The sequence below is a fragment of the Polynucleobacter sp. genome (assembly GCF_044342855.1).
Classification (GTDB): Bacteria; Pseudomonadota; Gammaproteobacteria; order Burkholderiales; family Burkholderiaceae; genus Polynucleobacter.
The window spans coordinates 12,407-36,459 of the sequence record NZ_JBIIPA010000020.1 but is presented as its reverse complement, the minus strand read 5'-3'; the positions used below and the strand labels follow the sequence as shown (position 1 = coordinate 36,459).

The 24,053-nt window shown below is 43.0% G+C and carries 20 protein-coding genes; 17 read left to right on the top strand and 3 right to left on the bottom strand.

Annotation, left to right across the window (positions count from 1 at the left end):
• Positions 1 to 101: 101 nt before the first annotated feature.
• The 7 genes from ACIQZ3_RS07715 to ACIQZ3_RS07685 all read left to right on the top strand — a co-directional run bounded on the left by ACIQZ3_RS07715 (position 102) and on the right by ACIQZ3_RS07685 (position 11,779).
• Positions 102 to 1,754 carry a DUF3857 domain-containing transglutaminase family protein gene (locus ACIQZ3_RS07715; protein WP_397391905.1) on the top strand — a complete coding sequence of 551 codons (1,653 nt, stop codon included), beginning with the start codon at positions 102 to 104 and terminating at the stop codon, positions 1,752 to 1,754.
• A 64-nt stretch (positions 1,755 to 1,818) separates the two neighbouring features.
• Positions 1,819 to 2,526, top strand: coding sequence for a hypothetical protein (locus ACIQZ3_RS07710; protein WP_397391904.1), 708 nt, complete (start codon positions 1,819 to 1,821; stop codon positions 2,524 to 2,526).
• Between the two features lie 49 nt (positions 2,527 to 2,575).
• On the top strand, positions 2,576 to 4,624 hold the full coding sequence (locus ACIQZ3_RS07705; protein ID WP_397391903.1) for a sigma-70 family RNA polymerase sigma factor: 2,049 nt from the start codon (positions 2,576 to 2,578) through the stop codon (positions 4,622 to 4,624).
• Positions 4,625 to 6,106: an ATP-binding protein gene (locus ACIQZ3_RS07700; RefSeq protein ID WP_397391901.1), complete on the top strand. Its 1,482-nt coding sequence runs from the start codon at positions 4,625 to 4,627 to the stop codon at positions 6,104 to 6,106.
• Between the two features lie 9 nt (positions 6,107 to 6,115).
• Positions 6,116 to 9,004 carry a Z1 domain-containing protein gene (locus tag ACIQZ3_RS07695; protein ID WP_397391899.1) on the top strand — a complete coding sequence of 963 codons (2,889 nt, stop codon included), beginning with the start codon at positions 6,116 to 6,118 and terminating at the stop codon, positions 9,002 to 9,004.
• A complete protein-coding gene (locus ACIQZ3_RS07690; RefSeq protein ID WP_397391897.1) occupies positions 8,991 to 9,986 on the top strand; it encodes a PD-(D/E)XK motif protein in 996 nt (331 codons plus the stop codon). Before ACIQZ3_RS07695 ends, ACIQZ3_RS07690 begins: the two co-directional genes overlap by 14 nt.
• On the top strand, positions 9,986 to 11,779 hold the full coding sequence (locus tag ACIQZ3_RS07685) for an AIPR family protein (RefSeq protein ID WP_397391895.1): 1,794 nt from the start codon (positions 9,986 to 9,988) through the stop codon (positions 11,777 to 11,779). Before ACIQZ3_RS07690 ends, ACIQZ3_RS07685 begins: the two co-directional genes overlap by 1 nt.
• On the opposite strand, the gene ACIQZ3_RS07680 is transcribed toward ACIQZ3_RS07685, so the two are convergent.
• From ACIQZ3_RS07680 to ACIQZ3_RS07670, 3 genes are all read right to left on the bottom strand, one after another.
• Positions 11,776 to 13,284 (bottom strand): DNA cytosine methyltransferase, encoded by a 1,509-nt coding sequence (locus ACIQZ3_RS07680; RefSeq protein WP_397391893.1) that lies wholly within the window; start codon positions 13,282 to 13,284, stop codon positions 11,776 to 11,778. The genes ACIQZ3_RS07685 and ACIQZ3_RS07680 overlap by 4 nt on opposite strands.
• Before the next feature lie 64 nt (positions 13,285 to 13,348).
• On the bottom strand, positions 13,349 to 13,648 hold the full coding sequence (locus ACIQZ3_RS07675; RefSeq protein WP_397391891.1) for a hypothetical protein: 300 nt from the start codon (positions 13,646 to 13,648) through the stop codon (positions 13,349 to 13,351).
• A gap of 76 nt (positions 13,649 to 13,724) precedes the next feature.
• A complete protein-coding gene (locus ACIQZ3_RS07670; protein ID WP_071465682.1) occupies positions 13,725 to 13,925 on the bottom strand; it encodes an AlpA family transcriptional regulator in 201 nt (66 codons plus the stop codon).
• A 548-nt stretch (positions 13,926 to 14,473) separates the two neighbouring features.
• On the opposite strand from ACIQZ3_RS07670, the gene ACIQZ3_RS07665 reads away from it, so the two are divergent.
• The 10 genes from ACIQZ3_RS07665 to ACIQZ3_RS07620 all read left to right on the top strand — a co-directional run bounded on the left by ACIQZ3_RS07665 (position 14,474) and on the right by ACIQZ3_RS07620 (position 24,053).
• Positions 14,474 to 15,355, top strand: a complete 882-nt coding sequence (locus tag ACIQZ3_RS07665) for a YdaU family protein (RefSeq protein WP_397391889.1) — start codon at positions 14,474 to 14,476, stop codon at positions 15,353 to 15,355.
• Positions 15,345 to 15,596 carry a hypothetical protein gene (locus ACIQZ3_RS07660; protein ID WP_397391887.1) on the top strand — a complete coding sequence of 84 codons (252 nt, stop codon included), beginning with the start codon at positions 15,345 to 15,347 and terminating at the stop codon, positions 15,594 to 15,596. The genes ACIQZ3_RS07665 and ACIQZ3_RS07660 overlap by 11 nt, the downstream gene beginning before the upstream one ends.
• Positions 15,593 to 15,997 (top strand): hypothetical protein, encoded by a 405-nt coding sequence (locus ACIQZ3_RS07655; RefSeq protein WP_397391885.1) that lies wholly within the window; start codon positions 15,593 to 15,595, stop codon positions 15,995 to 15,997. The genes ACIQZ3_RS07660 and ACIQZ3_RS07655 overlap by 4 nt, the downstream gene beginning before the upstream one ends.
• A 16-nt stretch (positions 15,998 to 16,013) precedes the next feature.
• The gene (locus tag ACIQZ3_RS07650) at positions 16,014 to 17,330 is read left to right on the top strand and encodes a terminase (RefSeq protein WP_397391883.1); all 1,317 of its coding nucleotides are present in this window, start codon (positions 16,014 to 16,016) and stop codon (positions 17,328 to 17,330) included.
• 47 nt (positions 17,331 to 17,377) lie between these two features.
• Entirely contained in the window at positions 17,378 to 17,506 is a 129-nt protein-coding gene (locus tag ACIQZ3_RS07645) for a hypothetical protein (RefSeq protein WP_397391881.1), read from the top strand.
• 104 nt (positions 17,507 to 17,610) lie between these two features.
• Positions 17,611 to 17,946 (top strand): hypothetical protein, encoded by a 336-nt coding sequence (locus ACIQZ3_RS07640; protein WP_397391879.1) that lies wholly within the window; start codon positions 17,611 to 17,613, stop codon positions 17,944 to 17,946.
• Positions 17,947 to 18,014: 68 nt separating this feature from the next.
• Positions 18,015 to 19,298, top strand: a complete 1,284-nt coding sequence (locus ACIQZ3_RS07635; protein WP_397391877.1) for a TolC family protein — start codon at positions 18,015 to 18,017, stop codon at positions 19,296 to 19,298.
• A gap of 13 nt (positions 19,299 to 19,311) precedes the next feature.
• Positions 19,312 to 19,890, top strand: coding sequence for a hypothetical protein (locus ACIQZ3_RS07630; RefSeq protein WP_397391875.1), 579 nt, complete (start codon positions 19,312 to 19,314; stop codon positions 19,888 to 19,890).
• Positions 19,887 to 20,921 carry an efflux RND transporter periplasmic adaptor subunit gene (locus ACIQZ3_RS07625; protein ID WP_397391873.1) on the top strand — a complete coding sequence of 345 codons (1,035 nt, stop codon included), beginning with the start codon at positions 19,887 to 19,889 and terminating at the stop codon, positions 20,919 to 20,921. The genes ACIQZ3_RS07630 and ACIQZ3_RS07625 overlap by 4 nt, the downstream gene beginning before the upstream one ends.
• 9 nt (positions 20,922 to 20,930) lie before the next feature.
• Positions 20,931 to 24,053, top strand: a complete 3,123-nt coding sequence (locus ACIQZ3_RS07620; protein ID WP_397391871.1) for an efflux RND transporter permease subunit — start codon at positions 20,931 to 20,933, stop codon at positions 24,051 to 24,053.

Below are 24,053 nucleotides of genomic sequence, written 5' to 3'. Positions count from 1 at the left end.
TAACTTGGGTGAGTGGGTACGTCTTGGTCGTCTTGCCATTTACTCTCTCTACTTTCTGGCCTATGAGGCCTATCAAAATAGCAGAGAATTCACTTATCGGGGTGTTCAGATTTGCTGAGCCAGTTCTCACCATCACCCCCAAGGGTGAGAAGATCCCAGTAGCAGCTAATGCTATACGTACCGTAGAGGATGACAATAGTTCAGGTGCAGCCATGTTCTCCGATCAAAAGCACAAGATAATCATCTTTCCTAAAGTGACCCCAGGCTCAAAAACCTATTACAAGACTAAGCTCACTACCTATAAGCCACTATTGCCAGGCTATTTTTATACGAGACTCATCTTCTCTCCATCGGTAGAGGTGCAGTCGTATGAGTACAACCTGAATTACCCAGAAGATTTAACGCTGTATACCGATATCAAAGGGGTTAAACAAACAAAAGATGAGGTAGTGAATGGCATGCGCCAAGTGAGCTACTCCTATCAAAACCTCAAGATGAAGAAGAAAGAGCTATATCAAGTCTCTAATAATGACTATGCACCACACATCTTTATTTCGACATTCCCAAGTCAAGAGGCATTTGCAAAGGCTTACGAAGACCGTATTAAAGATAAATTCACTGTTACCCCAGAAATTCAGAAGCAGGCTGACGAGATCACTAAGGGTCTAGAGAAGAAAGTTCAAAATGATACAAAACTCGATCTCAAAAAAGAGCAGGCAAAGGCTATCTATCACTGGGTGGCCAGAAATATTCGTTACGTTGCTATCTATCTAGCTGATGGCGGTATCGTTCCCCATGATGCTAATAGCGTTCTCAAAAATCGCTATGGTGATTGCAAAGACCACAATGCACTATTAATCACTCTGTTGGCGGCCAAGGGTATTGATGCGACTAGTGCGTTGATTAATTCAGGAAATGCTTACACGCTACCTAAATATCCTGTCTTAGGCCCGTTTAATCATGTCATTACCTACATACCAGCCTGGAATCTATATCTAGACTCTACCGATGAGATGGCACCATACGGAGTACTGCCAAGCGATGAACTGGATAAACCAGTTCTGCTAACAAAATTAGCCAAAGTAGGGCGAACACCAAAGCCAAAGAAAGAAGATAGTGAGATGGCCACAGGAATCTCGATGCAGATAGAGAAAGATGGTCGCATCACCGGCAAAGCTCACACTATGTACTTTGGTAGCGCAGAAATTAATGCGCGCTATAAATACGAGGGCGCTGAAACCACACTCTCAGATAAGTTAGTTAAAACACAGCTAGCCAAATTTAGACAAACAGGTGAGGGCAAGATCACAACTAGCTATGTCTACGATCTTAATAAACCCTTTACAACGGATACTGAGTTCACTTTGGATGCTGTAGCAAATGTACCTGGACCGGGTGCGATGACAGTCCCTATAGGCTTAGCCCCGGGGGAGCTTGCTGCAATCGCCAGTGATAGACCGCCCGAGAAATTTACCATTCCCTATGTTTGCAGTACCAGAATTGTGGGCGAATCCTATCAAATCCGCTTTCCTGATAACACCAAGGTCACCCGCATTCCACCAAATGTCAGCTATAAGAAAGCTGGTATTGAATACGAGGCTACCTATAACGAAGTAAAAAATAATATCTTTGTGGTCAGAAAGCTAGTAATACAAAGACCAGGCGCAGTCTGCCAGCCGGAAGAGCTGCAGAACTGGAAAGACTTCTATCAGGTATTCATAAAAGATATGCGCAGTCAGATCTTTTATGAATAAATATCACCCTTTTTGTCTTATCTAGCTCACAAAATGAGCTTATAAATTGTGCCACTATATAGGTATGAATACGCTGGAAAAAAGTGAAGAAAATATGGGCGGCATAACGTGGGAGCCAGAGCATGACTCAACACCACCTTTGCACGAAGAAAGTATTCTTATTGCACAAAAGACAATTCAGTCAACAATTACCAAACATTCATTGGTTGATAGGGGCTTAGATTGGTCAGACATCCCATTCAAACTCCCGTTATTGGTAACGGATGCCAAATTATCAAAAGTTAGTACTGTAAAAACCCGTAAGGCGATTAAAAATAGTGAGGTAGCGGAGGGTCAAGTTGAGCAAGGTAAAAACAAACAACTTACACAATCTTTTGGCAAATATTTTCTTTGGGGGTTGGATTTAGCCGTTCGATCAGTCAGCGCAATAATTAAATTTATTTTCACAAGTATTTTATATATTTTAGGCATCAAAAAAATACCTAAAACAAGGCGGGCTAAAAGAAAAGTTAAGGCTAATTCCCCCAAACGTAGATCGAGAGCAGCGCCAAAAAATAATCGAAGCTTAAAAAGTGTGACAGTTTCTAGCAAGCCAAGGGCTGAATCAAGAGCTTCTACATTAAATTGGAAAAAAGTAGATGCCCCATTTGTTCCATCATCAAATTTATATTGTTACTGGTGCACAAAGAAGCTCGGTCTTAAATCTTGGGAGTTGGATGGCCATTATTACTGTGATTCTTGCCATTCCTCCAAAAATGTGAATCTGCGATAGATATTCACTATCATCTAATAATAAATATATAAATTGGAATGATTTCATTTTGGTAGATGGTATTTTTGAGGGGGTAGAGTCAAAACAATTAGGATTTAGTCCCCTATTGAAATTTGCCGCCCTTGGAAATGTCACGGCAGCAATTAATAATAGGATTAGCCGTGGCGATTCTATAAATGCTCAAGATAAAGACGGTTTAACTGTATTAATGTATGCGGCCAGAAAGGGCAACCTAGAGGCCGTAAACCTTTTATTGTCGCTTGGCGCAGATCCTGGCATTAAAAATCATGATCAACAGAATGCAGCAGATTTTGCTAAAAATGCAGGCTTTTCCAATTTAGCTGGAGTCTTATCGCCCACGTCCTTGGGGTCAGTTGAGCTTGTTGTGGCTCAGATAGATTCTGATCCGTTCGATTTGAGCGGCTGGGTCGAGGATGCTGAAATTCTATTACCATCACATGAAATTGATGTTGGTGTTGAGTCTTACAAGATCCAGGTAAAAATCCTCTCGCATAAGCCTATCGATAGAGATGAGGATTGGGTTGATATCCAAATAGATTTGCCGGGGAAAGTAGCTTGGCGAAGAAAAAAAGAGCAACTGTCAGTTTCCGATAAAGCCCTTTTAAAAGAGGCAATTTATCTTGGCTATTTAAATGGGGCAATTCCAATATCTTTACTAGAAAGAATTGCCTTAGACGAGCATGAAGAGCTCGATGAAGTATTGCTAGACTCATTAGTGCTAGCTTTTCAGGATTTGGAATTCAAAATACAGGATTCAATCTGTCTTGATAGAGTTTCTGAAGCTCCGGCTGAAGATGATCATTTAGAAGATCTCTACGATCAGCTTGTTTACCTTATAGATAACAACCTTCAGGATGAGTCGTGGTTTTATCGAAGCTTGAGTATTCCAATGGGTGGAGGGGACCTACTCACACATGAGGAAGAAATTGATCTTGGCAAAAAGATTGATAGCAGTTATGAGGAATGCATTAAGACTATTTCCGCAAATACATCAGCGATAAAGATCATTGCCGAAGATTTAAAGAAAGTCTTGAGTGGATTATTGGATCGCGAAGAGATAATTGCTGAGGTGGTTGTGGTGGGGGATGAGGAGGAGGGTGAATTAACACCCGGCCAAATTTCAATGCCCCTCGAAGATTCCGAAGATGAGGAGTCTGATCAAATTTCTGCAGTAGATCCCCAGATAAAAGAATTTTTAGAACTGGTTGAGCTTGATATGAAAGGGTCAATCCAAGCTAAAATTCGAGATCATTTACGTAAACTCAATATTAATTTTAAATACATACAGAATCTAATTTTTGAGGGGCACCTACAAGACCCAGTATTAGCCTTTCATATTGAGTGTTCTCTAAGCGCTCGAAATAAACTAGTTACATCAAACTTAAGGCTTGTTTCTCATTTATCTAGGGCTTATAGATATAGCGACCTTCCATTTTCAGATCTCGTGCAGGAAGGATTCGTTGGATTAATTAAGGCTGCAGAAAGATTTGAATACAAAAGAGGTTTCCGATTTACTACCTATGCCACTTGGTGGATTCGTCAAGCTGTTAGTCGTATGGTTCAGGATAAGTCACGGGAAATTCGGCTTCCGGTTCATGTGGGGGAGTTATTGAATAAAGTTGAACGTGCAGAGCGTGGCCTTATGGACACGCCTCTTCCGCTGAGGAATCAAAAGATAGCCGAGATGCTGGGTATCTCAGAGGTAAGAGTAAAAAGGGTGAAAAACGCAAAATTTACAATGATCTCTATTGATTCTGAGAGCTCAGAGGATATTGATCTACTGGAATCTTATGGATTCCCTGGTTATGAAGATGAAGTTGTGCTGTCAAACTGGATGTTGAGAAGATCATTTGAATCTATATTTAAAAATATGGATCGAAAAGAAGTTTCAGTTATTAAATTACGGTTCGGCTGGTATGACGGATCCCCGCTCACTCTTGATGAAATTGGTGAGCTTTATGGGGTAACTAGAGAGAGAATTAGGCAGATTGAGGTTAAGGTACTGAAAAAGCTTCAAGGCCCATCGGCATTGAGGCATTTGGGATTATTCTCTGAAAAGAAAGTATTGGAAGCGTAAATGCAGTTAAACAAATTTAGGTCGGCACCCCCAAATGCATCTGCAATGATAGAAACATTGCGAGGCTTGGGATATTCCACGGGTGCTGCGCTTGCAGACATTATTGATAATTCAATTTCAGCAGGCGCCAAAAACATTTCTCTTAAGTTCATTTGGAATGACTTGGGGAGCTCCATTCTAGTCATAGATGATGGTGACGGCATGAATGATGCTGAGCTCGAATTGGCAATGCGCTTGGGAGATAAGAATCCAACCTCTCAAAGAAAACCAAATGATCTAGGGAGATTTGGGATTGGATTAAAGTCGGCGTCCTTTTCGCAGTGCAGGCGACTGACAGTTGGCTCAATAAAGAATGGCGTTTTAAGTTGCTTGCGTTGGGATTTGGACTATCTTGCCAACAATGCTGATGGGGGATGGCACTTATTAGAAGGCGCCGATCCCAGCTCTGGTGGTTTGATAGTTGAAAATATGCCAACCACTCATGGTACCGTGGTTTTGTGGGAGGTAATGGACCGCATCGTCACCCCCGGTTTTTCTGAGCAAGAGTACCTAGATTTGATAGAAAAAGTTGACCAGACTTTGGGCATGATTTTTCATCGGTTTATAGAGGGATCGCATCCTAGGCTTAAATTGACAATTAATGATGTGCCAGTCAAGCCTTGGGATCCGTTTATGAGCAATAACTCTTTTACTATGACATCGCCTGAGGTGCCATATAAAACGCCTTCTGGGATCGTTAAGATTAGGGGGTATGTGTTACCTCACAACGACCAGCTAACTACGGAAGAATACGAGCGCTGGGGTGGGCCAGACGGATGGAATTCACAACAAGGATTCTATGTGTATCGAAACGATAGACTTCTTGTATCGGGCGGCTGGTTGGGTTTGGGCGGTCGCAGGGCGTGGACAAGGGAAGAGTCGCATAGGCTTGCAAGAATATCGGTTGATATTACAAATACATCGGATATTGATTGGAAGATTGATATTCGAAAATCTATAGCGCGACCACCACTTTCAATTAGGCCGCTGCTAATAAAAATTGCTGAAGATACAAGAGCAAAGGCGAGGAGGGTGTTCGCACATCGCGGTCTCTATAACAAGAGTACTCCCAAAGAGGAAATACACAATGCGTGGAGATCTGAGGTATTTAAAGGGGGAATCCGCTATCGAATTGATACCGATCACCCAGCCATTAAATCCATCATGGAATCTTCTGGGGAATTAAGTCCTCAAATTAAGGCGCTTCTCAGGATTATCGAGGAAACCGTCCCTGTACAAAAGATATGGCTTGATACAGCGGAAGCAAAAGAGACGCCAAGAACAGCTTTTGCCGAGCAGCCATCTGAAAGCGTAGTTGAGGTCCTCACAGCAGTATTTGAGGATTTAACTTTAAGGCGCGGTATGTCTTCTGAATTGGCAAAAAAGACATTGTTATCAAGTGAGCCTTTTAATCATTACCCTAATTTAATTTCAAACTTATAAAGTTTAAAAATGAGCGCAAATAAAGAAAATTTAACGGGCGTAATTAATATTGCTCAAACTCTTCTAATGAGGGTTAAGGACAAGAGCTTAATTACCCCATCACTCATCCAAGAAAAAATAAAGCTCGCATTTTCAATGGACCCCTCTCTCGCTGAGGGGGTAGAGGTGCATGAGGTTGTTGAGGAGCTAATAAGGCGGTTTAGTCGCTGGATTGGAACTGATTCAACAATTTCGGATAAAAAAAGTGAGCCGTGGATTACTGCTGAAAGAAAGCAGGATTGGAAATACTGGCAACGATATGCGACTTGGTTGGAGCAAGAGATTTCAGCCCCTGCAGTGGAAAAATTAGATAAAACTACAGATGAAATTTTAGATTTATTGGCTGATCCAAAAAGAGATGGCGGTTTCGATCGCCGTGGATTAGTTGTTGGACACGTTCAATCTGGCAAGACTAGCAATTACACGGCATTAGTCGCAAAAGCTGCTGATGCCGGATATAAATTAATCATTGTTTTAGCGGGCATGCATAACAATTTGCGTTCCCAGACCCAGATACGCCTAGAGGAGGGGTTTCTTGGATATGAAACATCCTCTAGTGGCGATCCAGCTAATCCTATTGGTGTGGGCGTTGGCGAGATTGATAGTGACATGCAGTTATCTCCAGCTTGTTTTACAACTCGACTCGATAACGGAGACTTCAACACTAGGGTGGCGAACCATTTAGCAAATCGACCTGAGGAGCGTCCCTGGTTGTTTGTGGTCAAAAAGAACAAAACTGTATTAAATCGGCTTCTTAAGTGGATCAAGAATCACGTTGCTGATGCTACGGATGAAAATCAGCGTAAGTATGTATCTAAATTACCTCTAATGATCATTGATGATGAGGCTGACCATGCTTCTGTGGACACGGGGGAGCAGGTTCATTATTCCGATGGTACTTTGGATGAGGATTATCAGCCCAAGGCAATCAATGCAGGTATTCGAAAAATCCTTAATTCATTTTCAAAGTCTGCATATGTTGGGTATACCGCAACGCCGTTTGCAAATATCTTCATTCATCGAAAAAATAAAACTGTTGAGGAGGGCGAAGACTTATTTCCATCAGCATTTATTAAGAATTTGGCTGCGCCATCAAATTACATTGGCCCTGCGAGGGTATTCGGCCTTCATGGTGAGGAAGAGCGTACTGGTGGAATGCCAGTTATACGTTCAATTAATTACAAAGATGAAGCTGAAGAACTTAAGTGGATGCCCCTGAAGCATAAGAAGGATCACCATCCGTTATGTAATGGTGAAGATCGCATCCCCAAGAGTCTTGAAAATGCTGTGAATTCCTTCTTTTTGACTTGTGCTGTTAGGTATTTACGCGGTCAAGAGCAGAAGCATTCATCAATGTTGGTTCATGTAACAAGATTCAATCTTGTACAAGAGGCCGTATACAACCAGGTTGAGAAGTATGTTGCCCACATTAAGCAGAGAATAACTTGGAAGATTGATAACGAGAAAGTTATTGCTGCGCTAAAAGATTTGTGGCTGACGGACTATGTCCCAACCTATAAAGAGTTTGAGGATATCGCCTCGAGAGATAAGTATTTGGAATTATCTAAAACACTTCCAACTTGGGATGAGGTTCTGAATATCTTGCCAAGAGTCTTGTCTGATATCAGCGTTAGGATGATCAATGGTAGCGCCAAAGATGCGCTGGATTACACAACACATTCTCAGACCGGTCTAAAGGTTATAGCAATTGGCGGTGATAAGTTATCGCGGGGTTTAACTCTCGAAGGTTTGTGTGTGAGTTATTTCATTCGCACGTCAAAAATGTACGATACCCTCATGCAGATGGGGCGATGGTTTGGCTATCGCCCCGGATATGTAGATGTTTGTCGTCTATACATAACCCAGGATTTAATAGGATGGTTTGCAGCTATAACTGATGCGGCTGAAGAGTTGAGAGAAGAGTTTGATCTGATGGTCGAGAGTGGCGGATCGCCTCTTGATTACGGCCTTAAGGTGAAGTCTCACTCAGTATTGATGGTTACATCACCCCTAAAAATGAGAACTGCAGAAACGCTTTACCTATCGTTTAGCGGAAGCTTATTGCAAACGATCGCTTTCTTTAAGGAAAAGGATAAGCAGTTGTTGAATTTAGCTGCCACAAATCATTTAATAACCTCCATGGGTCATCCGACTCAAAAAGGCATTAAGTTGAGCCGCCCTGGTGGCAAGATCGAAGAATTGCGCAATAGCTATTTATGGGAAGGGGTTGAGCCTAAAAAAATTGTCGACTTCTTGACTGAATACGAGTCACACCCCACATCCACTAGGGTTAACAGTCAAATGATTGCTAATTTTGTTAAGAAATTAGCTGCTGCTGATCAATTAAATGATTGGAATGTTGTATTAATGGGTGAGGGTAGTGGAGCTGCATATACATTTGAAAGCGGCTTAAAGATTGAGAGTATGAAAACCCGAAAACACAAAAGTGTCGAGGGTAGATATTCAATTGGAGTGTTAACTGATCCTAGTGATGAGGCGGTTGATTTGGATGAAGCAGCATGGTCGGCAGCCCTAGAGGCAACTAAAAAAGCGTGGAAGTTAGATCCCGCTAGAAGTAATCTGGTGCCACCAAAGATCCCAGGCGGTATTCAGATTCGCAAAATAAAAGGTTTTGGGTACGAGGGACATGCGCCTATTAATAAGGGGTTGTTGATTCTTTACCCGCTTGATTCAAGTAAGGATGCAATTAAAGATTCAATGTTTGAGGATGTTGGCTATAAAGAGCCAGTTATGGGCTTTGCAATCAGCTTTCCATCTACTGAGGCAAGTGAAGATGGCGTTAAGGTGGAGTATCAGGTGAATCAATTGTTCTGGGAGGAATTTGGTGAAGCTGATTAATGAATTTATAGACGCTTGGAAAACATTTGAGGCGTCGAATGCTCAAAATGGTTGGCAGGTAATACCTGTTTCCAGTTTTTCGAATTGCAGCTTGATGGCGGGCATGGCATTTCCAGGCCCTAGGGAGGCGGCAATATTCAACTTTGAGGTTGCAACACTGCCAAGACCGGAGTTGTTGCCAAGCGGTAAGGGATTCTCAGTTGAGCACGTAGAGGTTGAAGGGAAGAAATGGATTGCTCTCGCTAAATCGGAGGACGGAAGCCCTGATCTATATGTTGCCATGCTGGAAAACCTTTTTAGGCTTCTCGAGGACATGGGTGCGACTAAGGGTGATGTCCTTTTACATTCTTTTTTGGATCGAGTGTCTGCGTGGCAAGATTTCATGAAGAAGGGGAAGCAAAACCTCACAATAGAAAGTCAAACCGGTCTATATGGTGAGCTATCTTTTTTAAAGGATCTACTTGATTTAGGGCTTAAAGAAGAAGCCATTAAAACTTGGGATGGCCCCCTTGATGGGCTCCAAGATTTCCATATTGGCTTTGGAGCTATTGAGGTTAAATCTACTGTTTCGCAAGATGGGTTTATTGCAAAGATAGGCTCATTGGATCAGTTAAGTGATAGCACCTATAAGCCACTTTACTTGGTTGGAAAAAAATTGGCGATATCACCCGCCGGTGTATCTTTGCCAATGATGATCGATGAAATACGTGCTGGGCTAGTAGGGGATCTGAGTTTGCTAAGCAATTTTGAGAGTAGATTATTGCGGTCAGGGTATTTGGATATACATTCTGGCGCCTATGACCGCCTTTTAGTGGTTGAGAAATCTTTGATGTATGAAGTTGATCAGGATTTTCCAAGATTGACGCCGCAATTGCTCAATCCATTAATTAAATCTGCAAGATATGAAATAGATATTAGTTCCTTGCCAGCCAAGGCGTTAGACTTAAAAGAAATACTAAATAAAGTAGGGGTAAGCATTTAATGGAATTACAAGAATTCTTAAATCAGCTGCAGGATGAAGTCCATCAAGAAATTGAAGGCCGAATTAAATCAAATGAAGATGGATTTCCCTATCCAGAGCTAGTATTTTCCGAAAAAGTAATGGAGCACATGTCAGAAATTGGGATGACATTCGATCCAGAAATTTGCCATTATTCAGGAAAAGTGGGAAATGCTAATTTACGCTTAACAGGCTTCTCGCTCTCTGAGGATATGGAGCAATTAGACTTATTTGTATGCCTCTATAGTGACACTAGAGAGATTCAACAGATTTCTGAAACTGAAACTAAAACGGCTGCTGAACAATGCCTACGATTTCTGGCAAAGTGTGCCGATGGTCAGTTGGCCGCCACAATGCATGAGTCCAATGATGCCTATGCATTTGCATTAACGATTGAGCAATGCTATTCATCTTTAGAGCAAGTCAGGGTTTATGTATTGACTGATCGTGTGGCTAAGTCCAAAAACTTTAAGTCTCGTGAAGTGGGCGGAAAAACAGTTAAGTTGGAAGTTATGGATATCGAGCGCTTATTCAGACATTGGTCTGAGGGTAAGCCTAGAGATGAATTAATTGTTAACTTTGAGGATGTATCAGGTACTGCGTTACCGTGTGTCTACGTTCCAGGGCAGATAGATGACTATGACTATGCCTTGACGGTAATCAATGGCGATGCCCTCCGATTCATTTATGAAAAATATGGGCCGAGGTTATTGGAGGCAAATGTACGCTCATTCTTAAGCTCTACCGGGAAAATTAACCGAGGAATTAGAGACACATTAAGGAATGATCCTGAAAAATTCATGGCCTATAACAATGGAATTGTTTTAGTTGCCGATGAAATTATGCTGGGCAAAACTTCTGATGGCGGCCCCGGAATAAAGGGTTTGAAGGGCATGCAGATTGTTAACGGTGGCCAAACAACTGCATCTATCTATTTCTCCAAGAAGAAATTCCCTGAGATTGATCTGGCTAGCGTCCGCATTCCTGCAAAAATAATTATTCTCAAGTCTACAAGTCCGGAAGACGAGGAATCCTTGGTTTCCGATATATCTAGATATGCGAATAGTCAGAACTCTGTCAAGCAATCGGATTTGGCTGCCAATAAGCCCTTCCATGTGGAGATTGAAAAGCTTGCCTCTTCAACCTATTGCCCAAATGGCATTGGGCGCTGGTTTTATGAGAGGGCAGCGGGTAGCTATAACACCTTACTTACTCGCGAGGGTAATACCCCAGCAAAACTTAAGACGCTAAAAACAGACGTTATTCCATCATCTAGAAAGATCACCAAAACTGATTTAGCGAAATATATGCTTACTTGGGATAGGAGGCCAGATCTAGTAAGTTTGGGCTCACAGAAGAATTTTGAGAAATTCATGGACTACATCAATACTGGCTTAGATGGAAATCCTTTGCCTATGCCAACCGTCTCTGAATTTAAAAATATGGTTTCTAAGGCTATTATTTATAAGAAAACAAGTGCACTAGTAAGACCTATGTTTCCAGCCTTTCAAGGAAATGTTGCAACATATTTAGTTGCGATGCTATCCGAGTTTCATGGAAGTAAATTTAACTTTGATCGAGTGTGGACCAATCAGGACATCTCTTCAGAACTTAGAAATCAGCTAAAAATTTGGGCTGGAGAAGTTAATAGCGCACTTCATAAGTCATCGGCAGGTCGGATGATTTCTGAATGGGCTAAAAAATCGGAATGTTGGGAGGCTGTGAAAGACGGGAAGTATTCTCCGCCTGCAGACAATATTCCAGAGTTGAATTAATTGGCTAAAAACGCGTAAACAATATCGGCAATTTTTTTGGCTAACAATGGGGGCACTGCATTGCCGACTTGACCGTACTGGGATGTTTTATTTCCTTCAAAGTAGTAGTTATCTGGAAATGTTTGCAGTCTGGCTGCCTCTCTTACGGTTAGGCTGCGCGCCTGTGATGGGTCAGGGTGGATATAGTAGTGCCCATCCTTCGAAATGTGGGACACGATAGTTGTGCTCGGATGGCAGCCCAGTTGTACACGAAATCGATCTTGAAAGGGTGCGTTAACCGAGCTAGCGTTCTGATGGTCTGGCAGCAATTTAGGCGGTAACTCCCTAATTTTTGGGGACCTTTCCAATACTTTGGCGTAGTTAGACAAAAGAAAGTATCTTTGAATATCTGATCGCATATGCGATCGAGATTGGTGTTGAATAACACCACTAAGTCTCGGGTCGATTAACCAGTCATTAAGTTCGGAGTTCCTTAGTGCCCTTGGCCTCCCTTTCAGATAGGCTGCTCCAGCGCTCATTATTTCAAGGCTTAACTGGGCACTCCGCTCCATTTCAGCAGTTAGAGCTCTCTTCTGCTCTGGATTCCAGCCGCTAAGCATTGATTTGGTACTTCGAACTGTCTTGCACCACTCCTTCAGAGAATCTTTCTCTTGAGAGAGTTTGCTCCGTATATGTGGCATTGATTTCAATACATCATTAACGGTCACCATTTCATCCTCTTCCTGAAGGATGTGGTGCTTCTTCTTGGCTAAATCTTTTCTCACTCCAAATAGTATGACTCTATGTCTTGCTTGGGGAATCCCATAGCGCTCAGACTCAATAATGAAGTCTTTGGGCTCGAGTTCTTCTGAGGGAGTTTCAAGCGTAAGAGACCTGATCTCGTATTTCAAGCCATTTTTTGGATTGCTGAGATCTTTAACGATTTTTTTAAAAATTAGCTCGCCATCAAGTTTTGAAGAAAGAATGCCTTTTACATTCTCCATAATGAAGACTGGGGGCTCGTGCTCCTTAATGATGCGTAAGTATTCTTTATAGAGAAGATGGCGCGCATCTGATTCATATTTTTGGAGATCAGAGTTCATCATCTTTGATCTGCCAGCTAGGGAATATGCTTGGCAAGGCGGGCCTCCAATTAAGACCCACTTTGAGTGACCCTTAATACCGGCCTTAATCCATTGATCAATATCTTTGGTAGAGGTAACGCCTAAAGTTTCATTCCTTGCCTCATTAGCTGCCTCGCCTAGAAGGCTTGCAACTGGTTTATCGGAGTGAAACTCTTGCTTGGTAATATTCCCTGTTATGTAGTCATAGTACGAATCAGGGACTTTATTGCCAAATGATCTAAATAGTGACCGGAGCATCAATGTTTGATGTGCGCTTTGCTCCTTTTCAACTGAGAGCTTTAATTGAAAAGCATTTTTCCCATGCTTCTTAAGCGATGAGAACCCCTCACCTAGACCACCTGGTCCTGCGAATAGATCTATGACGGGTATTGATTGGGGCATTTGAATTTTTTTTCTGTTTCGACCAGGTTAACACAGTCTGAGAATTTTAAAGGACACCTAGTATTTAACTATTAAATTGAGTGCATCTCATATTGAGATATTCGTAAACATCAAATATGCCTATATTCTCGCAACAATTGATGCAGGGAATATCGCCATAACTAAGGAATTGATATTCAAGATCCCGTGCATCTAAACCTCTTTCGAGCGATTTATGTAAAAAGTCATCAACAATTCGCTTACAGGCTTCTGTAGCTTGGGAGGCGTTATTAAATTCCCCTATAAGATTCCATGGACTAGCCTCTAAAGGGCCTTTATCGCTATAAACCTTTACGACATACTTTTTAGCTGCCTCAATTTGCATTGTTATCTCCTAAGTTATTGAGTATAAGAAATCAGTAGCTCATGTAATGAGCTTACCCTTAGGAGATGCCCATTTTTCAATTGGTGGATTGCTTTGTCCTTTCTCGAATAAAGGTCTGAACCTGCTCAATTGTCCAGAAAGAGGAGCGGCCAATCTTGATAGGTTTTGGAAACTCACCTTTTTGTACCATAAGCCAAAACTTGGATTTTGAAATCGGCATGACCTCCAGAATTTGAGGAATTCTCATTAAGGTTACTTCTGAGTTTGAATTACTCATGACGACCTCCTTGACGGGTGCGCTTTATATTTTTTCGATAAACCTGCAAAGCCATCTTTGCAGAACTCATCTTCGTGTAACCGTATGAACGATACAAACTGTAAAGCCGAATTGCTACCATCAAATTATTCTCCATCTAGTTTTTTATGTACGAATATGTGTACTACTGAAGAGCAATGTAGTCAATGAAATTTTGATGGTCAATCAAAAGTCAATACCCATCTTCTGAACACAAATTATTTTTGCCCTACAAAAAAATATTTATTCATATAAGTGCTACAACCCAATCCAGTAATGGGCTACAGCCTTGTCAGTAATTTCTGATGGCATTAGGAGAGTGGTGGACATGCATAGATTAATTAACACTTCAAGATAATTATTTAAGTAGCTCAAATTTCTTAAAGAAGGATTACAACGAATTAGTAGATAAATAAATTCAAAATAAATTCAGAAAAAACGCGTTTGACGATACGCTTTCCGATTGTTAGATTCATCTCTTGCATTAAATAATTTACGCAAGAAAAAGAACGCTACGGAGACTGATTTAAATGAATTACTACGAGCATCACATTGGAGATTACGCAGAAGCAACCGCCCATCTCACCTTTATCGAGGACGCCACCTATAGTCGCCTGATCAGAAAGTACTACGCCACAGAAAAGCCACTTCCAGTAGATGTAAAGATCGTCCAGAGATTAATTAATGCCAGGTCTAAAGAGGAAAAAAATGCAGTGGTCTCAGTCCTCAATGAATTTTTTAATCTATCAGATGATGGTTGGCGACAAGAGCGCTGTGACCATGAAATCGCTCGCTTTAAAGACCGCCAAATTAAAGCCAGACGTAGTGCGGAAGGTCGCTGGCAATCATCAGCAGTAGAGCAAATACTGTCAGACAGTACGCCTAACTTAGCATGCGATCGCAATGCGAACGCATTGCCAACGCAATGCTCACCAAGCACCATACACCAGTCACCAATTACCAATCTCCATACACCAGACAAACAAAACAATGGGGCTGAAAAGAAAAATGTTGATAGGGGTGACCAAACCTCAGTGCAGATAATTCAACTTTTTGCCAAAGAGGGTATCAACATTCCCCTTGATGACGGGCGTATCAAAGAGATGATTGGCATGGATATTTCAGAAAAGGAGATGGCCGAAGCAATTTTGCAGGCCAAAGAGACGAGAAGGCGTGCATCAAGCTCAACACCTATCAATGTAGGATTTCTACTTGCCATTCTCAAAGGCATGCGAAGAAAGAGTCAGGCAAGTGCTCTAGGTGAAGACATCTGGTGGAAAAGTAATGAAGGGATAGACGTCAAAGGAAGGGAGCTAGGTATGCGAGCTCAGGGCTCAGAAAGCTATGACGCATTTAAAACCAGAATCTTCGCAGAGCTACGCAAGCGTCAGGAGGCATCCAATGCAAGCTAAGCAAGTAAGCCAAGCCATGGTTGGTGTCATTGATCGCCTAGATATGGAAGACTTTCCCATAGGTTCAATTGTGAAGACTCCCAGTGGGCGTATAGGTACGGTGGTAAAGCATAGAGGCGCCCAAAGCCGATTTGACCTATTTCAAAGAATCATCATTGAGTTTGAAGACCCCATCGGTGATTCAGTTGCATTGCAGCCCCATCTGCTAACGATGATCAAGCGACCTGCGGCGGAATCATGATTGAAAACAATCAAAAGAAATCAAAGGGTGGAGCGAGACCTGGCGCAGGACGTAAGACTGGAAGCTTAACTAAGCGTACCCGTCAGATAGCAGAAGCAGTGGCAACCCAGGGAATCACTCCGTTAGAAGTCATGATGAGGGTAATGCATCAGCTATATGAGCATGCCAGTAATGTTCGTGAAGAGGATCTTGGTGAAAAAGAATCAGCAAGCGAAGCGCGAATTAAGCTGCTGAACATGGCTGCTACCGTTGGAAGGCATGCAGCTCCTTATGTACACCCGCGACTATCGGCAATTGAGCACACGGGCAAAGATGGTGCCCCGCTACAAAGTGGCGTGCTAGTCGTACCAAGCGCAATGAGCGTTGAGGATTGGGAGCGGGCAGCTCAGCCAAAACACTAACGCATTAAAAAAACCAATGAAAACAATCTGGGCACCGTTACCTGGAAGCCAGACTTTGTTTCTGACTTGCCCTGTATATGAGGTATTGCTTGAGGGAACCAGAGGAGGGGGTAAGACCGATACCTTACTAATGAGCTACGCCCAGCATGTAGGTAGAGGCTTTGGAGATCATTGGCGTGGAACACTATTTCGCCTAACGTATCCGCAACTAGCTGACGTAGTAGCCAAGAGTAAGCGCTGGTTCTATCAGATCTTCCCGGGCGCAAAGTTCAATGAATCTGACTATGTCTGGAAATGGCCAACAGGAGAGATGCTGTATTTCCGTTATGGCGCTAACGAAGATGACTACTGGAATTACCATGGCCACGAATACCCATGGCTAGGATTCGAGGAGTTAACCAACTGGCGAAATCTTTCTTTCTACGAAGCCATGCATTCCACTTGCAGGTCATCTCATCCCGGAATGCCTAGAATGGTGAGAGCTACATGTAATCCATTTGGAGTAGGTCATGCCTCTGTGAAGGAGCGATTTCAGATTGGAGCAATACCAGCCGGTCAAATCATTAGGCAAGAAGGCGCATTACCCAGAGTCAGAATTCACTCCACCATCTATGAGAACACCATTCTTCTGAAAAATGATCCCAACTACCTCACGAGCCTAGAGTCACTAAGTGATCCAAACAGACGTAGAGCGTGGTTAGAGGGAGATTGGGATATCCACGTGGGAAGTTTCTTGGAAGGCGTATGGCAGCCCTCTAAACACGTTGTAGAACCCTTCGCAATTCCGCCAACATGGAAGGTATGGCGCTCAATGGATTGGGGATACGCCAGACCATATGCCGTCTATTGGTTTGCCTTATCCAGCGATGGAGTCTATTACCTATGGAGAGAGCTCTACGGATATGGTGATAAAGAAAATACGGGTACAAGGGAAGACGCAACTGTAGTTGCTGAGAAGATTAAGAAGATCGAGATACATGACCAACGCCTTGGTTATGAATACCGTATGAATCTAGCGGACCCATCCATCTTCTCTAAGATAGGGGCAGAGCGATCCATTGGTCAAATCTTCAGAGATAAAGGGGTTAAATGGACCGAAGCCTATAACGCCCCTAGAAGCAGGGTGAATGGCGCTCAAGAAATTATTCGATTATTGGCCGAAGGAAGGCTAAAGGTATTCAGCACCTGTAAGCACTGGCTGAGAACCATACCCCAACTACCACCAGATTCTTTAAATCCAGAGGATGTGGACACCGATGCAGAGGATCATGCTTGGGATGCTACGAGGTATGGGGTGATGCGGGCTCGAAGAGTTTCCGAGGTAATTATTTAAAAACCTATTTGCTGATTGTTAGCGGCTTTATTAGATAAAGTTAGTTTATGGATCAAAAACCTAATGAACGCGATATTAGCCCTGTGGAAGAAAATAAGCAGGCTGCGGTTGATCGTGCCTTGGAGCTCGAGCAGTTGGAGGATCGAGAGTTTCAGGGAACCTACCGCAATGACTAGCCTTATACCCCTCAATTAGAGTGGGCTATTTGTGTTTGGGGTGGTTCTAAAGGCGGCGGCTTGAGTCGTGTGCATAGAAACCAAAAATATGCTGTAATCTGCGCATGAGAAAAATTCTGATAACCCTAGCTTTGCTAGCTTTATCAATTCAAACCTCCTACGCAACTATTGCAGGCTACTGCCAAGAAAAGCAGGGTTCGGCTATGCATGTTGCCCATCACGAGCATGAAGAAGCGGCTTCCACTGTCTTGGCTAGTGACTCTGTAGCCGGTGATTCCGATTGTGGAGTCTGCCATTTGGCGCACACGCCAGCCTTAAATTCGTCTTTTAGTGTTTCAATTACCGCCACTAACTTTCATTACGAAAGTGCTCAAGTGGAATTTTTAGTCGATTTTTCTCCCGCCCCACCTGATAAACCTAATTGGATGGCTCTCGCCTAAGTTAGCGAGAGCATCAATCTAACCATTCTTCTCGCTAACTCTGTTTTGTACAAACAAATGGAGTTTTTATGTCGCGAGAGTATTCGGGCGCAGTTTGTCGCTGTGTCATTCAACTTACAGGATTAATCTTCCTATTGGGCTCACCAATAGCGCTAGCCAATGGAGAGCGCAAAGGTGAATCAGCTTTAAAGTCTTTCTATGAGTCATCATGGGAGCGCCAGCCTGACTACAGATCCTATCAATACAAGGTAGAGGCAGCGCTTGCTAAGCAAAAAATTGCTAGCAGTCTTTTGGTGAGTCCCGCATCGGTAGAGGTCTCCCAAAAAACAGATAGAACAAATAGCAACCAGGGTGCTAGCGAGACTATCCTAGGTCTGGGTATTCCACTTTGGCTATGGAATGAACGGTCAAGCTCAATTAATTTGGCCGATGCTGAATATAAAAAGCTTTTGTCCCAATATTATCTTGCCCAATTAAAGATTGCGGCTGAAGTAAGAGATACCTATTGGAGCTACCAAAGATCAAAGATTGAGTCTGACTTGGCACTACGTCGATTTGAGAACGCAAAGACGTTGGCTATGGATGTTGAAAAAAGATTTAAGGCTGGCGACTTATCCCGCGCTGATCTGCATCAAGCTAATGGAGCGCTCGCATCCTCCGAAGCCTTTTTGGTGGAATCACAAGCCAATGTGATTAATGCTGAGCAAAAAGTACGCTCTCTATTGGGTGGTGAGAATCTAAAGAAAATTCAATTTGGTGACGCCGCTAAAAATATTGAGCCATTACCTAAGGTTCCTGAAAATTTATCAGGCTTAGATTCGAGCTTGCCAATTGTTGCAGCGCTTGTGGATCAGTTGGAGGTGGCCAGAAAGGCGCTTGATTTGGCAAAGTCTCAAACGAGGGCTTCTCCTGAGTTGCAAATATGGACTACCAAGGGTCGCGAAGTTTACGGAGTTCCGTATCAGCAATCCGTTGCGATTGGCTTGAGAATTCCATTTGGTTCGGACGCCCGAAACACCAATAGATTGGCGAGTGCTACGGCCGAGATGGTGGATTCCGAGGTGCGCTTAGCTTATGAGCGCGAGTCTGCTTTGAGTAACGTGGAATCAAATATGGCATTGGTCAAATCAGCCCAATTGAAACTTAGCGCTGCCGATAAAAGATCGACCTTAGCCAATGAAACCCGGCAATTTTTTGAAAAATCGTTCCGCTTCGGAGAAACAGACCTGCCCACAAGATTGCGTATTGAGATTGAAGCAGTAGACGCCAATCGACAAGCGGCAGTTGCAAAAATTAATTACGCAGTAGCCGTCTCAAATCTACGCCAGGCGCTTGGCCTATTACCTGAATAAGCAAACTGATCCTATGAAATTATTTAAAAACTATACCCACTACTTGGTGCAGCTAATAGCTGCTCTAACTTTAACAATCTCGCCTACATCTTATGCGGGGCCCGGACATGACCATGGTGACGAAAAACCTAATCAGCAGCAAGCCCAAACATTACCGCGTTTTTACGCTGAGTCTGATCTTTATGAGCTCGTCGGGGTGATTCGAGATAGGCAAATAACGCTTTATCTAGATCGCTATGCAACTAATGAGGCTGTAAAAGGTGCCAGCATTGATGTTGAGGTTGATGGGGCAAAAGTAGCTGCAAAGCCGCATGGTGATGGAGAGTATTTGATCGAGTTAAAAAACAAAATCAAAGATCAGCCAACCCCCATAAGCATCACCATCAATGATGGCGGGGAGCTGGATGTTTTAGTTTCCACGATTGATTTAAGTCAGTTTGAAAATTCTTCAGTAATAAATTGGAAAACATGGTTAAAGCTATTGGTATTGATGTGCTTTGTTGCCGGAGTTGCTTATTGGTCTTATCGCAATAGGGACTTATTAAGAAGTCGTGCCATAAAAATCATCAATCAAATTAAGGAGTGGGCATGAAGCGCAATTTAAGAGATCTCAGATTGTTCGCATTTCTCATGGGTTTATCAACTGCGTTATTTACCTTCAAAGTCTATGCTGGCCCAGGACATGATGACTCATCAGTACAGGTTCAGGGCGATGCTCCCAAAAGACAGGCCGATGGGAATCTTTTTGTTCCAAAACCTGCCCAAAGACAGTTGCATGTCATGACTGCCCCTGGTCAACCAGGTGAATATGCCAAAACCTATGACTTAGCAGGTAAGGTCATCATGGATCCTAACTTTGGAGGCAAAGTTCAGGCCATCGTTGCAGGTCGAATTACTCCTGGGCCTAACGGCTTTCCCTTGCCGGGGCAAAAGGTCAATAAGGGCGACGTTCTAGCTTATGTAACCCCTGAAGCCGGTCCTGGGAAATCACGGTCACTTGCAGAGAGTCGGCTAAAGCGATTGCGTGAACTGAGCGATACAGTTCCTCGTAAAACAATTGAGGAGGCAGAGGCTGCGGTCGCTAATGAAGAATTAAGGGCTCCAGTTACTGGAATTATTTCTACTACAGGCATTGTCTCTGGCCAGGTGGTGCAAGAGAGAGATCTGATTTTCGAAGTAGTAAATCCTTCTAAGCTTTTAATTGAGGCGCTTGCCTATGATCCAAACTTGGCAAAAAACATTGCTGATGGCAAAGTTGAAGTCAATGGCAAGGTGATTGAGCTTTCTTATCTTGGTGGTGGTCAGACCCTACGCGAACAGGCTTTACCACTCACATTCTCTGCTAAAGCTGATGATTTGCAATATCTCCCTATAGGTCAGCCTATAAGAGTGTTTGTAAATACCAATACCAAGGTCTTAGGTAACAAAGTCCCCACAAAATCGCTTGTTAAGAGCGGCTCAAACCAAACCATCGTATGGGTAAAAAGAAATCCTGAAACCTTTGAGCCTAGGGTGGTGGTTTATGAGCCCTTAGACGGTCAAAGCATTGTCATTACGAGCGGTATTAAAGATGGTGACCGAGTGGTTACTGATGGGTCATCTCTCATTAACCAGATTCGCTAAGGACAGAATATGTTTACCTGGTTATTAGACTTTAGTTTGAAGAATCGACTGATGGTGATTTTGCTTAGCCTGATTGCTATGGGCTATGGGCTCTTTACCTTAAGCAAAATGCCTGTTGATGTATTTCCTGATTTAAATAAACCTACTGTCACCATCATGACTGAGGCTGGTGGTATGGCCTCTGAAGAGGTTGAGCAGCTCATCACTTTCCCATTAGAAACCGCTATGAATGGTTTGCCAGGTGTTGAAGCTATTCGCTCAGTATCTAGCGCAGGCCTTTCATTTATTTACGTCACATTTGATTGGTCCGTTGATATTTACCGTGCTAGGCAGATGGTATCGGAGAGGTTGTCATCTATGGAAGGCGCTATTCCTGATGGCATCGTTTCTCGCATGGGCCCCATTAGCTCGATCATGGGTGAAATTATGCAGATTGCCATTCCAATTGATGAGTCAAAGATTTCATCCATGCAAGTGCGCGAATATGCCGATTGGGTTCTTCGCCCAAGACTAATGGCTATTCCAGGTGTTGCTCAAGTAATTCCAATTGGTGGTCAGGTAAGGCAGTTTCAAGTGCAGCCCAATACTCGCCGTATGGCTGAACTAGGTCTGAGCATATTGCAACTAGAAGATGCATTAAAGGGATATTCAGCCAATACATCTGGTGGATTTCTTGAATCGAATAATCGCGAGTACTTGATTCGTCATATAGGGCGCACTTCTAGCCTAGAGGATTTGAAAAATATTGCTGTTTCAAGTCGAAATGGCCAGCCAATACTCTTAAAGCAAGTCGCCGATGTCACATTTGCACCGGCCGTAAGACGTGGAGATGCTGGTTATGAGGGTGGTCCAGCGGTAATCCTGGGTGTTCAAAAGCAACCCTCAGCAGATACGGTGGAGTTAACCAAGAAAATTGAGGCTGCAATATCTGAGTTAAAACAAGGCCTTCCAGTGGGTATGAATACCCCAAAAGTGACATTTAGACAGGCGAGTTTTATCGATGCGTCCATTAGTACCTTGGAGGGTAAGCTCATCGGTGCCTCAATCTTTGTAGCGGTAGTACTGTATTTATTTTTAGGAACGATACGCCCAGTCATCATTTCTTTAACTGCAATTCCCGTTTCGATTTTATTGACAGCCTTAGTTTTTAAATACTTTGGCCTATCGATCAACACGATGACATTGGGAGGGTTAGCCATTGCGATTGGCGGCTTGGTAGATGATGCTGTAGTGGACGTAGAAAACGTGATTCGGCGTCTGCGAGAAAATCTTGATAGGGATAAGGTCAATCAATTATCTCCGCTAGCAATTGTACGAGCAGCCTCATTAGAGGTGAGGACAGGAATCATCTATGCAACTGCAATTATTGTTTTAGTGTTTATTCCACTATTTGCGTTGCCGGGTATTGAGGGCCGCCTATTTGTTCCTTTGGGTATTGCATTTATTGTCTCCACCTTGGCATCACTTTTAGTATCAGTGACGATCACCCCAGTACTTTGCTTTTATTTGCTGCCATCAATGAAGTCACTTGGGGATCACGATACAAAAATCGTTACTTGGTTAAAAAGTCATTACAAGGTTCAGTTATCTAGATTATTGGAAGCCCCAAAAAAACCTTTGATGTATGCGTTTGCATCGGTCTTATTAGCTGGCGCGAGCATTCCCTTTATGGCGAGCTCATTCTTACCGCCATTTAATGAGGGAACATTACTCATCGGCCTTCGACTAAATCCTGGTGTTTCTCTTTCTGAGTCTGCTAGCGTAGCAAGTCAAGCCGAAAAGCTTGTCAGACAAGTTCCCGAAGTCACCTATGTAGGCCGAAGAAGCGGTAGGGCAGAGCTAGATGAGCACGCCGAAGGGGTGCATGTCAGCGAGCTTGATGTTGGCATTAAGCCGGCAGGTGAACTAGATCGCTCAATGGCTGAGATTCAAGCCGATATTCGGTCAAGACTAGTCAATTTGCCCGCTGCTATTGCGATTGGGCAGCCCATTTCTCATCGTATCGACCATATGCTCTCAGGCGTTAGATCCCAAATTGCGATCAAGATTTTCGGTGATGACTTAGATCAGCTACGAAGTCAGGCAGACTTATTAAGATCAAAACTAGCAGGGATTGAAGGCCTGGTTGATTTAGAGATTGAAAAGCAAGTGCTGGCTCCGCAGATCAAAGTTCGCATTGATTATGATCGGACTGCGCAATATGGAATCTCTGCTTCTCAGGTGATGTCGTCTTTGCAAGGCATGGTGGAAGGGGAGCGGATTTCACAGATTATTGAAGGAAATCGACGCTTCGCTCTAGTGATCAAGCTGCCAGAGTCTGCTAGAAATTTTGAGGGCCTTGCGGATATTTTGATTGATACCCCTAATGGAAAAATCCCACTTTCAAAAATTGCAACGATTGAAGATGGTGATGGACCAAATCAAATTAGTAGAGATGGCGGCAAAAGAAGAATTGTCTTATCGGCCAACACCTCTAAACGTGCTCTGTCTGACGTAGTTGCTGACATTAGGGGTGTGATCGCAAACCAAAGCTTGCCAGAGGGCTACTTTATTACTTTGGATGGCCAATTTAAAGCGCAAGAAGAGGCCTCTAAATTAATTGGTTTGCTCTCTGTGGGCTCACTTTTATTGATATTTGTTGTTTTAAATAGCCGCTATCGATCGGCACAACTATCTCTGATGATCATGCTCAATATCCCGTTAGCCATGGTGGGCGCTGTTATTGGGCTGTGGATCTCAGGGCAGCCACTTTCAATTGCAGCATTAATAGGCTTTATTACTCTGGCGGGAATATCAGTGCGTAATGGAATTTTGAAGATCAGTCATTACCTCAATTTGATGCAATCGGAGGGAGAGGTATTTGACTTATCAATGATTATTCGGGGTTCTATCGAGCGTCTAAGCCCAGTCTTAATGACGGCTTTAGTGACGGTTTTTGCTTTAGCGCCTTTGTTATTTGAAGCAGAGCGGCCTGGCACGGAAATTCTTCACCCAGTAGCGGTAGTGATTTTTTCAGGCCTTATTAGCTCTACATTGCTCGATACATTTTTAACTCCAGCAATTTTTTGGCTTTATGGCAGAAAAGCATCCGAAAAAGTATTGGGTAGCATTAAATCAAATGAAGCTTTTTAA

What these genes read in the sequence shown, in the direction of transcription:
- ACIQZ3_RS07655 (WP_397391885.1), top strand. Translation starts at nt 15,593, where the DNA reads ATGATTGAAAACAATCAAAAGAAATCAAAGGGTGGAGCGAGACCTGGC.
- ACIQZ3_RS07675 (WP_397391891.1), bottom strand. Translation starts at nt 13,648, where the DNA reads ATGCAAATTGAGGCAGCTAAAAAGTATGTCGTAAAGGTTTATAGCGAT.
- ACIQZ3_RS07665 (WP_397391889.1), top strand. Translation starts at nt 14,474, where the DNA reads ATGAATTACTACGAGCATCACATTGGAGATTACGCAGAAGCAACCGCC.
- ACIQZ3_RS07695 (WP_397391899.1), top strand. Translation starts at nt 6,116, where the DNA reads ATGAGCGCAAATAAAGAAAATTTAACGGGCGTAATTAATATTGCTCAA.
- ACIQZ3_RS07650 (WP_397391883.1), top strand. Translation starts at nt 16,014, where the DNA reads ATGAAAACAATCTGGGCACCGTTACCTGGAAGCCAGACTTTGTTTCTG.
- ACIQZ3_RS07645 (WP_397391881.1), top strand. Translation starts at nt 17,378, where the DNA reads ATGGATCAAAAACCTAATGAACGCGATATTAGCCCTGTGGAAGAAAAT.
- ACIQZ3_RS07660 (WP_397391887.1), top strand. Translation starts at nt 15,345, where the DNA reads ATGCAAGCTAAGCAAGTAAGCCAAGCCATGGTTGGTGTCATTGATCGC.
- ACIQZ3_RS07620 (WP_397391871.1), top strand. Translation starts at nt 20,931, where the DNA reads ATGTTTACCTGGTTATTAGACTTTAGTTTGAAGAATCGACTGATGGTG.
- ACIQZ3_RS07640 (WP_397391879.1), top strand. Translation starts at nt 17,611, where the DNA reads ATGAGAAAAATTCTGATAACCCTAGCTTTGCTAGCTTTATCAATTCAA.
- ACIQZ3_RS07700 (WP_397391901.1), top strand. Translation starts at nt 4,625, where the DNA reads ATGCAGTTAAACAAATTTAGGTCGGCACCCCCAAATGCATCTGCAATG.
- ACIQZ3_RS07670 (WP_071465682.1), bottom strand. Translation starts at nt 13,925, where the DNA reads ATGAGTAATTCAAACTCAGAAGTAACCTTAATGAGAATTCCTCAAATT.
- ACIQZ3_RS07710 (WP_397391904.1), top strand. Translation starts at nt 1,819, where the DNA reads ATGAATACGCTGGAAAAAAGTGAAGAAAATATGGGCGGCATAACGTGG.
- ACIQZ3_RS07680 (WP_397391893.1), bottom strand. Translation starts at nt 13,284, where the DNA reads ATGCCCCAATCAATACCCGTCATAGATCTATTCGCAGGACCAGGTGGT.
- ACIQZ3_RS07635 (WP_397391877.1), top strand. Translation starts at nt 18,015, where the DNA reads ATGTCGCGAGAGTATTCGGGCGCAGTTTGTCGCTGTGTCATTCAACTT.
- ACIQZ3_RS07630 (WP_397391875.1), top strand. Translation starts at nt 19,312, where the DNA reads ATGAAATTATTTAAAAACTATACCCACTACTTGGTGCAGCTAATAGCT.
- ACIQZ3_RS07625 (WP_397391873.1), top strand. Translation starts at nt 19,887, where the DNA reads ATGAAGCGCAATTTAAGAGATCTCAGATTGTTCGCATTTCTCATGGGT.
- ACIQZ3_RS07685 (WP_397391895.1), top strand. Translation starts at nt 9,986, where the DNA reads ATGGAATTACAAGAATTCTTAAATCAGCTGCAGGATGAAGTCCATCAA.